Origin of the sequence: Paenibacillus sp. FSL W7-1287 (assembly GCF_038004245.1) — a bacterium.
In the GTDB taxonomy this organism is placed as follows: Bacteria; Bacillota; Bacilli; order Paenibacillales; family Paenibacillaceae; genus Pristimantibacillus; species Pristimantibacillus camelliae.
This window is the reverse complement of sequence record NZ_JBBORD010000002.1, coordinates 237058-250324: the sequence shown is the minus strand read 5'-3', so window position 1 is coordinate 250324 and position 13267 is coordinate 237058. Positions and strand designations below refer to the sequence as shown.

Here is a 13267-nt window from a genome sequence, read left to right as displayed (position 1 = left end):
TTAAGGTTATCGCGTACCAATAATTACGTACTGGCTTAAGCTACATACATCTACTATAATACTTATAGCAGGTATACAAGTAATCAATATATTTGACAGGGGGTATAGATGATGTCTATGACTAACTATGAGCTATACAAAGTGTTCTACTGGGCTGCGAAAACAGGAAGCCTGACAAAAGCAGCAAAGTCGCTATATTTAACACAACCTAGCGTCAGCTATGCCGTTAAACAGCTAGAGGATCGATTCAAGATGAAGCTGTTCTATCGAACGGCGAAGGGTGTCGCCTTAACGGAGGAAGGCTCTGTCTTATTTTCATACATAGAGCAGTCACAGGTATTAATTACGATTGCTGAGGAGAAGATGGAAGCTTTAAAAAATTTAACGAGTGGTGAGCTGAGAATCGGTGGCAGTGACTCATTGTTCAAGCACTTTATGCTATCTCACTTAGAGGCGTTTCATCACGAGCACCCAGCGATTAAGCTTCAGCTTATCCATGGAACGACCCCAGAGATCATTAACTACTTGAAGGAAGGTAAAATTGATCTTGGTGTCGTGCGTATGCCTATATCCGATCCACAGCTGGAGTTTCGAGAAGGGATTGAGCTGCAGGATTGCTTCGTTGCAGGAGCTCATTATTCGGAATTAAATGGTGTGGAGTTATCACTTGAAGAACTCATGCAGTACCCGCTCGTACTGTTCTCTCGCAATAGCCGCGCGCGTATGGCGATAAATGAGCTTGTCCAAGGCTATGGTTATGAACTGAAGCCATCCATTGAGGTGGGCAGTGTCGATTTGCTCATTGAGTTCGCACGCAAAGGACTTGGCATCTCTTACGTAACACGGGAATTTGTATCTAATGAGCTGGAGGATGGCTCTTTGTTCGAAATTAAGCTTGACGTTAAGCTACCTCCTTCACAGGTAGGAATTATGAATATGCGTAACGTACCACTCTCCACAGTTGCTCGGAAATTTGTCGAGCGTTTCGATAAGCGTAATGAAGCATAAGCATAAGTTAATGTGGTTCCATCCAACGGCATTCACATGCTGTTATCTAATTATGGCAATTATTTTTACTCATTTAAAAAAGAAAGACAAGCTCTGCTTAAAACCATTGCTACGTTCGACACTTCATGTGTCTAAACTAATGGTCGGCTGAAGCTTGTCTTTTTTGATTTTAATGTATACTGCTCATGGACTAATCTTCCTTCGGCTTAAAGCTGCGCGCCCAGTATAGCACCGGCGTAGAAACGACTGAGATGATGAATTTGAATATATACGTCGTAAATACGATTTGCAGCCATTCGTTCAACGTATACAGTCCTGCAAATGCAATTGTGCAGAATACAACGGAATCAATCAGTTGGCTGACTCCTGTACTTACGTTGGTACGAATCCAAAACTGATTACTCGCTCCGAATCGGCGTCGCAAATATCCGTACACCTGCACATCAAGAAATTGGCTAATAAGATAAGCGAGTAAGCTGCCTGCTGCAAGTCTCGGCATTAATCCAAACAAGGTTTGCATTGATTCCTGTGCGAAGTCCGTAGCCTGTGGCTCAAACTTAAGCACCATCTGCATCATAATGGTAGAGGCAATTAACGTGAAAAAACCAAACCATACCGCCTTGCGCGCTTCCTTAGGTCCATATTTCTCGTTCAGCATATCGGTGCTCATTGAGATTGTCGTGTATATCGTATTGCCGAGCGTCATAATAATCCCAAATGATAGCACAGATAGCTCAATCGTCTTCGTTACTTGGATATTGGCGATCACCGTTGCAAACCCGATCCAAGCATATAGGCCTACTCTTCCAAACATTCGATAGCAGATCAAAAATAATGCAAAATTCACTGCTATAAATAATATTCCCCAGCCAATGTTAAACATCTGTTATGTCTTCCTCCTTAGTTTTGGTATCGCGGGATGGTTCCGAACCGCGAGCCGCCATACTCCGTGGGTCTTTTCAGCTATGTCGACGACCATGGATAACTGTAACAAATTTAAGGCGCTCCGTAAATGGTGAGGTTTATTCGCTGATGCGTCGTGTTTGCAGCGCTCCGTAAATGGGAGGCTGCGATGCTCCGTTGATGAGAAACTTCAGCGCTCCGCAAAGGTGTTGTTTCAATTGCTGTTGCCCTCTGATTTCAGCGCTCCGCAAAGGTGTTGTTTCAATTGCTGTTGCCCTCTGATTTCAACGCTCCGCAAAGGTGTTGTTTCAATTGCTGTTGCCCTCTGATTTCTAGAATAATAATCGATGTAGAAATCAGAGGACAAAGGCAACCGCTTCGCTTTTCCACTAACACCTTTACTCCGCTGTAGCGGATTCGTGGGTCGTCTCTTCGGAGTACACCTTGCCGTTACTCCGCCGCTGGGCTTCATTAGTAGGCGAGCACTTCGATGTACACCTCACCGTGACTCCGCTGGGGTATCTCGAGGGTGGCGCTTCGAAGTACACCCCACCTTTTACTCCGCTGGGGTGTCATCGGGGGTGATACTTCGGAGTGCACCTCACCAGTTGTTTCTCTAGAGCGTCTTCGTGGCGCTTTGCTTCGTTACACACCTCTTCAATTACCCTGCCTTGCTGAGTTAATGAACCTAGCGTCATTCTTTATGTTCGTTTATGTGTGTTTTTTACTGTTTACAAACAGAACAAACCGTACTATACTAGGTTTGAAACGAACGAAAACGAACATTTTGGTGAGAGGTGGATGATTGATTTATGGAAATTCGTCACGCTACAAACCCTGTTGATGTTAAAAGACTTACTACACCTGAGCTGCGCGAGCGCTTCTTAATTGAGAACTTATTTGAGTCTGGTAAGCTGCAAATGGTGTACAGTCATCATGATCGTATGATTATTGGTGGTGCGGTACCATTGCAAGAAAGCTTAGAGCTTGCTGATGCAGAAACTTTAAAAACAGATTACTTCCTTGAGCGTAGAGAGGTTGGCTTCATTAATATTGGTGGACCAGCAGTCATCGAAGCTGATGGACAAAGCTATGAGCTAACGAAGCTTGATGCACTTTATGTTGGTAAAGGAACGCAAAAAGTACTATTATCAAGTAAGGATCCATCCAATCCTGCTAAAATTTACTTCTGCTCCAGCCTAGCACATGCTGTTCTTCCTACAACAAAAATCGAGCTTGCAAAAGCAACACCGAACCATCTCGGTTCTAAGGAAGCATGTAATGAGCGTACGATTTATCAATACATTCATGCTGGTGCAGTGCAAAGCTGTCAGCTAATGCTCGGTGTTACGATTCTGAAAGAAGGCAGCATCTGGAATACTATGCCTGCTCATATTCATGATCGTCGTATGGAAGCTTACTTATACTTTGATCTAAATGAAGATGCACGCGTCTTCCACTTCATGGGTGAACCATCTGAAACACGTCATCTTGTTGTATCCAATGAGCAGGGCGTTATTTCTCCAAACTGGTCTATTCATTCCGGTGCTGGCACGAGCAACTATTCCTTCATATGGGCAATGGCAGGAGAAAACTATACATTTACCGATATGGAACCTGTAAAAATGGATCAACTTAGATAGATAAGATGGGGGTTTTACTGTGTTAGCAGCAACGAGACATAAAAAAATTCTTGAGCAATTGCAAAGTAACGGCTTCGTGAAGGTATCGGAGCTTAGCCAGCAATTTGACGTAACCGAAAAAACGATACGTGAAGATTTGATGAAGCTTGAAAAGCAGCAATGGCTCAAGCGCATACACGGAGGCGCGGTTTACGTTGAATCCTCTGAGCAGCCTGACTTTGCATTAAAACTGCCTAATACAGTTAACCCTAGCGAAAAGGAATTAATTGCAAGCTATGTTGTGAGCCAAATGATTCAAGAGCACGATATTATTGCATTAGATAGCGGCAGCACCACATTAGAAATCGCAAGGCAGCTAGACAATATACCACTAACGATCATTACGAATGACTTGCTTATTATGCGCGAGGTTATGATGAAGGAGCATATTAAGCTCATCGTACCTGGTGGCTATAGTAAGCATAATCTACTCATTCCTTCGCATCCGCTAGAATGGCTGCAGGAGATTAATATCTACAAGCTGTTTTTATCAACGTCAGGCATTCATCCTAACTACGGCTTGTCCATCTTCTCCAATGAGCAGCTAGCAATGAAAAAAGCACTAATACAAGCCGCTCAAGAAGTAATATGTGTAGCGGATCATAGCAAATTTGGCAGAGGTGCATTACATACCTTTGCAACGATTGAGCAAATCCAGCAATTTGTTACGGATGCAGGCATTGCCGCTTCTGATATCGAGCTGATGCAGCAAGCAGGAGCGCAGGTCTGCGTTGCGAACGCCTAGTTAATTTAGGAACTATTTTAATAGAAAGGATGCATCGAGCTATGAATCTTTTCAATTTGAAAGGAAAGTGTGCGATTGTTACCGGTGCGGCTCGAGGTCTTGGACAAGCGATTGCGATTGGCCTTGCTGAAGCTGGCGCAGATCTCGTACTTGTTACGAATCAATCTCCTGCTGAGGAAACACAGGCGCACATCAAGAAGCTTGGTCAGAAGGCCATTATCGTAAAGGCCGATGTTAGTGATCAAGCACAGCTGCCAGTAATTATCGAGCAGGCTAAGCAAGCTTTTGGCCGCATCGATATCCTTGTCAACAATGCAGGAATTATTCGCCGTACGCCTGCGGTTGATTATTCCTTTGCTGATTGGCAAGCCGTGTTATCTACGAACCTTGATTCCGTCTTCACATTGAGTCAGCTTGCCGGCAAGGAAATGATTGAGCAAGGCTCCGGTAAAATTATTAATATTGCCTCCATGCTTTCTTTCCAGGGTGGCATTAATGTCCCAGCTTATACAGCTAGTAAGCATGCGGTAGCTGGGCTAACCAAAGCACTTGCTAATGAATGGGCATCAAAAGGCGTTCAGGTCAATGCGATTGCTCCAGGGTACATGGCAACGGATAACACCGCTGCGCTGCGTGCTGACGAGGTTCGCAGTAAGCAGATTTTAGAGCGTATTCCAGCGGCACGCTGGGGCACGAACGAGGATTTAAAAGGAGCGGCTGTATTCCTTTCCTCTAATGCTTCCGACTATGTAAATGGTCACGTTCTTTGCGTAGATGGCGGCTGGATGAACAGATAGCCTTTTGCTAACAGATGCGTGCACACTTCTTATCATAATGGAAAACACCTTCATTGATATGTCCCTTCTCTTAGAGAAGACATACATGAAGGTGTTTTTTTATTTCTTTAAAGTCTTTCTACAACTCATTTCTATCGTATGAAGCTAGAATTCGCTCATGAATGATTCGGAATAAGATCGCATCTTTGTGCGATAAAAGGCACAAAGGAGCACCTCTCAGATTCTCATTAAGCAATGATCTAACGATACTATAATAAGACGAGATGAACTCCCTATATCAAAGATATCTTTAGATACTGTGACGCCCTCTCTTAACCCTTCAAGCTATTAACCCTTTACTGCACCAGCTGTCATACCGTCAATAAAGTATTTTTGAAAGGCGAGGAATAAGATAAGAATCGGCACAATGGAGAAGAATGAGCCAACAATCAGCAGATCATAGTTGTTACCGTATGGCGTTAGCAGCGTCTTTAACCCGATCGGCAAGGTGTATTTCACTGTTTCAGAGAGTACCATAAACGGCCATATAAAATTGTTCCAGCTGTTCATTCCGTTCAATATCGCCATCGCTGCAAAGGAAGGCTTCATCACCGGTATTATTAATCGCACATAGATCCCATACTCAGATGCTCCATCCACCCGCCCAGCTGCAATAATCTCCTTCGGTATACCGCTAATATATTGTCTGAAGAAAAAGATCGTTGCCGCACTGGCTATGCCTGGAAGCACTATCGCAGAATATGTATTCATCAAGCCAAGATCATTTGTGAGCTTATACAATGGCAGCAGCAATATCTCAAACGGCACCATCATAATCATAAGCACGCAAATGAATAAGAAGTTTTTACCGACAAAGTTATAAGCTGCAAAGCCATAAGCAACGGTGGCACTAATAAGCAGCGTCAGAACGACCTGCACAATCGTTAAAAACACCGAATTGAAAAACCAATTAAAATAGCTATGAGATCCAGTAAATAAGTACACAAAGTTGTTTAAGTTCATCACTGAAAGATCAAAGCTCAGATTCAAGCCATAACGAACAAGATCACCGCCCGGCTTAAAGGATGCGAGCGCAATCGCATAAAATGGAATTAAAATAAAGAAGCAGACGATCGCAAAAATGAAAAAAAGACCAACCTTCGTCATTTTCTCATGTCTCATGATTGATCCTCCTTCTTGAACAGTCCAGATATCGATAGCTGCGTCACATTAATAATCATCGTTATTGCAAGAAGGACGATACCAACCGCAGCCGCGTAGCCTAAATTATTTTTCTCGATGCCTTGTCGATATAGGTAGCCTACAATCGTTAAGCCGATGTTCTTCGGTGAATTGTTTCCGTTCCATAGCATCATGCTTTCAATAAACATCGCCAGCCCTGCGTAAATACTAATCGTGAGCACGTAGATCGACGTTGGTTTTAATAGAGGAATCGTTATTCTAGTGAATTGCTGCCATTTAGATGCTCCATCAATAGCTGCAGCTTCATAATAATCGTCAGGGATGTTTTTCAGTCCTGATAAAAAATAAAGCATATTGACACCTGTCCAGCGCCAAGTCGCAAGAGCCAGTAAAGCAACAAAGCCTGTTATCTGACCTTTTAAAAACTTAATCGGCTCAATGCCGAAGAGGCTAAGAAAGCTGTTAATTAACGAGCCTTCCATCTCACCGAACATTAAGCGAAATATGGTGCCGGCAACGACAACAGAGGTTAATGCAGGAAAAAAGAAGGACGCCTTAAAAAATTCTCTCCCCCACATCAGCTTGCTATTAATCAAAACAGCGAACATCATCGGAAATGGAATAAGTATAACTAGCGTCAGAATCATATAAATAGCGCTGTTTGCTAGTGCTTTCAGAAATATTTTATCGCCAAGGAGCTTTTCATAGTTGGCGAAGCCTACCCAGTTAGACTCCTGCCCCAGTGCGACCTTCTGAAAGCTCATCTCAAACGAATCAAGCAAAGGATAGGCCCAAAATATTGTAAAAACTAGAATGAAGGGCAGTACGAAAACATAAGGTGCGACCTTTTGCGAATAAATAAATCGTTTGATCACAGTCATTTCCCCCTTCAAGTTTAATTCAAGATTCGATGCCGAATAAACACTTCAGCACTGCTTCGTCATCAAGCCTGAAATTTTTGAACTTCCACTTAAAATAAGCGTTCAAAAAGTTCAGCTTTCAGCACCGAGAAGATGGAACGTGAGCACCAGAGTTTTCGGTAGCGTTTCATATTCGATGCCGAATAAACGTTCAATAATTGCTTCGTGATCAAAGGTGAACTTTTTGAACTTCCTATAAAGGAAAAGCCGCGAGCTGGCAGCTAAAGCGCAAACTAAGAAGTAGTAAGCTCTCTGCATTCATCTCGCGGCTTTATGATGACGAGCAATTATTGAAGCTCTTGTTCAATTTGCTCCTGTGCATCGTTCAGCGCCTCTGTTACATCACGTCCATCCTCGAAAATCTCATTCAAGGTGATGGTTCCAAGCACGTTATTAATTGTTGGGGAAGCGGATGTAGACTTAATCAATTGAATCTCATCTCTAATCTCATTCAATACGTCGAATGGATTGTTCACAAAATATTGCACGAACGTGTTATCTGGATTATGTGTAACGTCCTGCATATCCCACACGCCCATATTAACTGGATCAAAGCCAAGCGTATTCCATATTTCAATGTTGGCATCCTCCGTTAGCTTAGCAAAAGCTAGGAACTCTTTCGCAAGCTGCACGTCCTTGGCTGTCTTCGTTACGACCGTTCCCGTACCGCCGCCACCAACGGATGCCGGCATTCCCGCTTCAAGCACTGGAATAGGCGCAATCGCTATTTTGCCAGACAAATCACCCATATAGTTGACGTAACGGGACATAAACCATAGCGGCATAAACGCAGATACATAGTTGCCTGAGTTATATTCACCATAGGCTTCCTCTGTATCTGGCTGACCGCCTGCAATCGTTGAAACAATATTATTTTGCTGTAAATCCTGAATCATCTCTAAAGCACGAATCGCTTCAGGTGTGTTCACTTGAGGGGTTCCATTAGAATCGGTTAAGTCTGTGCCTTGCTGTGCAAGTAGTTGAGATAGCTGCCAAAGTGCGCTTGTATCAGCAGTGCCCATCGTTTTACCAGTAGCCTCATATACTTTAAGACCAGCAGCTTTATAATCTGCCCAAGTCACGATATCCTCGTAATTGACGCCAGCTTCCTCTAGCACCTCTACGTTGTAGAACGCAACGGATGCGCCGACGTGAGTAGGAGCACCGTAGTTCTGGCCGTCCTTACTGTAAAGATCTACACGTGATTGTACTAACGTATCACGGTATGGATCAATGACATCGTTAAGTGGCTCTAGCTGTGGAGTTCCTGATAAGAAATCGGGAAATTTTCCAAGCTCAATATCAGCTAGATCTGGTGCACCTACACCTGTTTGCAGTGCGATGCTAAGCTTGTTATGCATATCATCATAGGGCATAACGGATACATTCAGCTTAATCTGACGATCCGTGTTTTCTGCATTCCACTTCGTTAGCATCTTTTCAAAATGCTGTCCATGAAGCTCGACAAACGTCCAGTAAGATAGCTCTGTCGCGGATTCACCAGCACCCCCGTCAATAACTGACTCCTGTGCTTCCCCCGTACTGCCTCCAGAGCCTTTTGAACCACCAGAGCAAGCTGCTGCTGTCATCACCACAAGCATTAATGCCAGACTTAGACTTAACCATTTTTTCATCATGAATGACCCCCTAAAATTAATCGCTTAATTTTTTCAAACGAATCACATTCCATGATGCTTTATTCAAGTTTGCAGTTACATAGCCGTCCTTCAGCTCAGACGCACCATTGGAATGAGGCTTAACCTTCTCATCGTGAGCGGTGTTTACCGCCTTTAAGTCATCGTGTTCAAGTACGATGTGCTCTACAATGGTGTAATTGTCAAAGCTGCGAACATCGCAAGTAAGCAGCATATTTTCTGTGAGATGACGATTTAATGCAAAGATCGTTACTTCGTCTTGCTCCTCGTTGTAGACAGCAGCGCTATCCAAATAAGGAACATCCGTATAATCCGTTGCATCGTATTTAGGTGAATCAGTAATCGGCAGCAACGATATGCCACGACCGAACACTGATGCATGTAAGTATGGATAAAAGATTGTCTGCTTCCATGCCTTTCCGCCTTCCTCCGTCATAATCGGTGCAATGACGTTGACGAGCTGAGCAAGACATGCCATCTTCACTCGATCCGCATGACGAAGCAGCGTAATAAGCATGCTACCTACAAGCAAGGCATCCTCAAAATTATAGATGTCCTCGAGCTGAGGCGGGCCAATCGTCCACGGTTCAATTTTTCTATCCTGATCGTTAGAGTGATACCAGACGTTCCACTCATCAAAGCTTAGATACATCGTTTTCTTGCTGCGTTTTTTCGCTTTTATATAATCGCATGTAGAAATGACCGTTTGAATAAAGTGGTCCATATCCATCGTTCTTGCTAAGTAATTCGCTGAATTACCATCTCGGTTGCCGTAGTACTGATGTAACGATATAAAATCAGTCACCTCGTACGTATGGTTAAGTGTTGTTGCTTCCCACTCTGGGAAGGTTGGCATTCCACTGCCTGAGCTTCCGCAGGATACAAGCTGGATATCAGGATCAACTAGACGCATCGCTTTTGCTGTTTCATTGGCTAATCTTCCATACTCATCTGCAGTTTTTTGACCAATTTGCCAAGGTCCGTCCATTTCATTACCAAGACACCACGTCTTAATTTTATGAGGCTCCTTGTAACCATGCTTAATTCGCAAGTCACTCCAATAGGTTCCTCCCGGATGATTGCAATATTCAAGCAAATTGCGTGCAGCATCGACGCCACGTGTACCAAGATTAACAGCCATCATGACCTCAGTGCCAATTTGCTTCGCCCAATTGATAAATTCATTCGTTCCAACGTAATTGGGCTCTAATACACGCCATGCAAGCTCCAGACGTTTTGGTCGTTCCTCAACTGGTCCGACTCCATCCTCCCAATTGTATCCAGATACAAAGTTCCCTCCTGGATAACGAATGATAGGCACCTGCAGCTCCTTAATTAACTCCTTCACATCACTACGAAAGCCTGCTTCATCGGCTGTTGGGTGGTTTGGCTCATAGATCCCCCCATATACTGCACGACCAAGATGCTCAATGAAGGAGCCAAAAATACGAGAGTCAACTTGAGCTATTTTGAAATCCTTATCAACGATCATTTTCGCTTTTAGTTGTGACGCTGTCATGTACTATCCCTCTCTTTACGCCTGTATTAGTTTTGAATGCGTTTGCAGGAATAAAATAGCATATGAAAAATCTTTTGTAAACACATAAATGTGAAATAATTCAAAAGAACCTAAAGTGTTAATCTTCGACACTAATATTTCAACAAACTTCTACCGAAAGTACTATGTTTGTTTTAATGAAGTATAAAGTAAATATCATTTCCCTTAGCTTTTACCCTTTCTTTCAGCTACTGCTTCGTATATGATGAAAACAAATAACAATAAGGAGCTATCGAGATGATCTATATTAAAGATTTAATGAGTGGCTTGCCAATCTTTAAGGCGCTCAGCTCAGAGGTTCGCATTCAAATCATTGAGCTGCTAATCCGCAATTCTTCCATGAATCTTAACGAGCTTGCTAGCGAGCTTAAGCTTTCTAATGGTGCAATTACGATGCATATTAAAAAGCTTGAAGAAAGCGGTATCATTCAGATCAACTCCACCGTTGGCAAGCACGGCATTCAAAAAATGTGTTATTTGAACGAAGATAAGCTTCTTGTTGATATGCGTAGTAGTGAGAAAGAAAATTTGTATGAGGTAGATATTGAGGTAGGGCATTTTAGCAACTACTTTGCAACGCCTACCTGTGGCTTGGCAACGAAGGATAGCATTATCGGTGATTTTGACGACCCTAGATATTTTGCAGATCCGCAAAGAATTCATGCAGAAATTATTTGGCTTACTGAAGGCTATCTTGAATATCGCATCCCAAATTACTTAAAGCCAAATCAGACCTTCAAGGAGATTCAATTCTCTATGGAGCTAAGCTCCGAGGCACCTGGCTACAACAATCATTTTCCGTCAGATATATATTTTTACTTAAATAATGTTGAGATAGGCTCGTGGACCAGCCCAGGGGATTTCGGGGATATGCGTGGAAATTTCACTCCAGATTGGTGGCCGCCACATTTGAATCAATACGGTATGCTAAAGCTTATTCGAATTACGAATGATGGCAGCTTTATTGATGGCTGTCGTATCTCGAACATTACACTTTCACATATTAAGCTTGATTATAAAAGCGACCTTACCTTCCGAATAGCGATCCCTGAGCACTCTCAAAATAAAGGAGGCTTAACGATCTTCGGTAAAAGCTTTGGCAACTACAGTCAGAATTTACTTACGCGTGTGTTGTACGATGTTCATGAACGATAAGAAGCAGGGCACTCAAAGTCGATGAAAACTTTGAGTGCCCTGCTTGGTTTTGGCGCTCCGTAAATAGTGAGGTTTCAATTGCTGTTGTTCTCTGATTTCAGCGCTCCGTAAATGGCGTTGTTACAATTGCTGTTGTTCCCAGATTTCTTGAGAAGTTACAATGGTCGAAATCTGGGAACAAAGGCAAACGCTGCGCTTTTCCACTAACCCCATTTACTCCGCTGGGGTCTTTCGTGAGTTGTGGCTACGTAGTCACTAACACCATTTACTCCGCTGGAGCGGCGTCTTGGGTGTACCACGATGTTTACACCTCTCCATTACTCCGCTGGAGCGGATTCTTAGGTTTTACTAAGTTTACACCTCACCATTACTGAACATACTTCCCATAATCGGGCACGGCTAGATTATCGAAGTTTGATACGAGTCTGCTAAGCCCTTTGGTTAGCTCCTGACCACTAATCGGCATGCCATGACCTGTTACAACAGCGGAAGGCTGAAGCTGCTCCAGCAGAATGACTGATTGCTTCGCTTGCTTCCAATCTGTAGTCAAGTATCGCGGAGGACCTTGTACCTCTAGTTCTTGAGTAAGCACTTTATAGAGCTCATCCTGCTTTACCGTGACAAAGGCATCTCCTGCAACTAGGACGCGATCCTTCTCCCTAAACAATGAGATATGACCCGGAGCATGGCCAGGGGTATGCAGCCATCTCCACTCTGATAGATATGGAACGCTGCCATCAGTAGGGAGAACTTGAACCTGCTTCCCTAGCTGAATTGGCTCGATTGGAAAGGTAAAGCTTAGCTTAGCTACCAGCCCGCCTTCGACGGACGTATCTGGTGCAGGGTAGCTGCTTTTCCCCGTTAGGAACGGAAGCTCCAGCTCATGAGCATAGACAGGCACCTGCCAATGCTCGATGAGCTCAATAATCGCGCCGACATGGTCAAAATGCCCATGGGTTAATATAATACATTTCGGCTTATTGCCAGCTCCAAATTGTTCTTCACAGGCTGCAATAATTTGCTGAGAGGAGCCCGGCATACCGGCATCAACTAGCACCCAGTCCCCACTGTTCTCATCCTTAATTCCGCAAATATTGACGATTTGTATCGTTTTGCACCACACATTGTGTGCAACCTCTTGTTCAGCACCGCTCTTAACCGAGAGCATCGGCAGAGGATGGTAATCGCTACCGTACGACATAGATGCTTCTGTATCCAACTTTTTTTACCTCCAAACATAATTGGCCTTAGCCGTTACTGGTTCTCCGTAATCAATATTGATCATTATGCGTGTTTCTTCGTTAAGCCCTTTTCAATTAAGAAACGGTGCAGGAAATATTCCATAACAGTTAGCAGCACAGCTGTCCAGAAGGCACCCCAAATGCTGACATACGCAGTATTAAACATTAACGAAATCCCAAACACGATAACCCAGCTCACAATTAAATCTGAAAATGTGCTTAGCCATAATGTCTTTCTTCTTAATATGATAAACTCCATAATCAACCCTACGCCTGCAGCAATTAGACCAACGATTATGGGCTGATATAATCTGGTATATTCTACGTTTGGAAAGATCCATGAAGCTATTATTATTCCAATAGGTACGGAAAATAATTTAATAATTAAGCTTGTCATCTTCTAACCTCCAAAAAATAAGGG

General features: G+C 43.3%; 12 protein-coding genes. 5 read left to right on the top strand and 7 right to left on the bottom strand.

Features of this window, described 5'->3' with window-relative positions:
• The first annotated feature begins 111 nt into the window (after positions 1-111).
• Positions 112-1008, top strand: coding sequence for a LysR family transcriptional regulator (locus NSQ99_RS21175; protein ID WP_445670576.1), 897 nt, complete (start codon positions 112-114; stop codon positions 1006-1008).
• A gap of 190 nt (positions 1009-1198) precedes the next feature.
• Here the strand turns inward: NSQ99_RS21175 and NSQ99_RS21170 are convergent, their stop codons facing one another.
• Complete coding sequence (locus tag NSQ99_RS21170) at positions 1199-1891, bottom strand: queuosine precursor transporter (RefSeq protein ID WP_340838996.1); 693 nt, start codon at positions 1889-1891, stop codon at positions 1199-1201.
• A gap of 832 nt (positions 1892-2723) precedes the next feature.
• Here NSQ99_RS21170 and kduI point away from each other — a divergent pair.
• Genes kduI through kduD form a run of 3 tightly spaced genes read left to right on the top strand, consistent with a single transcriptional unit; the run spans position 2724 to position 5135 of the window.
• A complete protein-coding gene (gene kduI / locus NSQ99_RS21165; RefSeq protein ID WP_340838995.1) occupies positions 2724-3554 on the top strand; it encodes a 5-dehydro-4-deoxy-D-glucuronate isomerase in 831 nt (276 codons plus the stop codon).
• 19 nt (positions 3555-3573) lie between these two features.
• Complete coding sequence (locus NSQ99_RS21160; protein WP_340838994.1) at positions 3574-4338, top strand: DeoR/GlpR family DNA-binding transcription regulator; 765 nt, start codon at positions 3574-3576, stop codon at positions 4336-4338.
• 41 nt (positions 4339-4379) lie between these two features.
• The gene (gene kduD / locus NSQ99_RS21155; protein WP_340838993.1) at positions 4380-5135 is read left to right on the top strand and encodes a 2-dehydro-3-deoxy-D-gluconate 5-dehydrogenase KduD; all 756 of its coding nucleotides are present in this window, start codon (positions 4380-4382) and stop codon (positions 5133-5135) included.
• A 327-nt stretch (positions 5136-5462) separates the two neighbouring features.
• Here the strand turns inward: kduD and NSQ99_RS21150 are convergent, their stop codons facing one another.
• The 4 genes from NSQ99_RS21150 to arfA form a co-directional block, all read right to left on the bottom strand.
• Positions 5463-6296, bottom strand: coding sequence for a carbohydrate ABC transporter permease (locus tag NSQ99_RS21150; protein ID WP_340838992.1), 834 nt, complete (start codon positions 6294-6296; stop codon positions 5463-5465).
• Positions 6293-7192, bottom strand: a complete 900-nt coding sequence (locus tag NSQ99_RS21145) for a carbohydrate ABC transporter permease (protein ID WP_340838991.1) — start codon at positions 7190-7192, stop codon at positions 6293-6295. Before NSQ99_RS21145 ends, NSQ99_RS21150 begins: the two co-directional genes overlap by 4 nt.
• Before the next feature lie 332 nt (positions 7193-7524).
• A complete protein-coding gene (locus NSQ99_RS21140) occupies positions 7525-8874 on the bottom strand; it encodes an extracellular solute-binding protein (protein ID WP_340838990.1) in 1350 nt (449 codons plus the stop codon).
• A 16-nt stretch (positions 8875-8890) separates the two neighbouring features.
• Positions 8891-10411: an arabinosylfuranosidase ArfA gene (gene arfA, locus NSQ99_RS21135; RefSeq protein ID WP_251668282.1), complete on the bottom strand. Its 1521-nt coding sequence runs from the start codon at positions 10409-10411 to the stop codon at positions 8891-8893.
• A 276-nt stretch (positions 10412-10687) separates the two neighbouring features.
• Between arfA and NSQ99_RS21130 the strand changes: the two genes are divergently transcribed.
• On the top strand, positions 10688-11605 hold the full coding sequence (locus NSQ99_RS21130; protein WP_340838989.1) for an ArsR/SmtB family transcription factor: 918 nt from the start codon (positions 10688-10690) through the stop codon (positions 11603-11605).
• A 367-nt stretch (positions 11606-11972) separates the two neighbouring features.
• On the opposite strand, the gene NSQ99_RS21125 is transcribed toward NSQ99_RS21130, so the two are convergent.
• Both NSQ99_RS21125 and NSQ99_RS21120 read right to left on the bottom strand, forming a co-directional pair.
• Complete coding sequence (locus NSQ99_RS21125; RefSeq protein WP_340839225.1) at positions 11973-12806, bottom strand: MBL fold metallo-hydrolase; 834 nt, start codon at positions 12804-12806, stop codon at positions 11973-11975.
• 83 nt (positions 12807-12889) lie between these two features.
• Positions 12890-13243 carry a DUF2512 family protein gene (locus tag NSQ99_RS21120; RefSeq protein WP_340838988.1) on the bottom strand — a complete coding sequence of 118 codons (354 nt, stop codon included), beginning with the start codon at positions 13241-13243 and terminating at the stop codon, positions 12890-12892.
• Positions 13244-13267 lie beyond the last annotated feature (24 nt).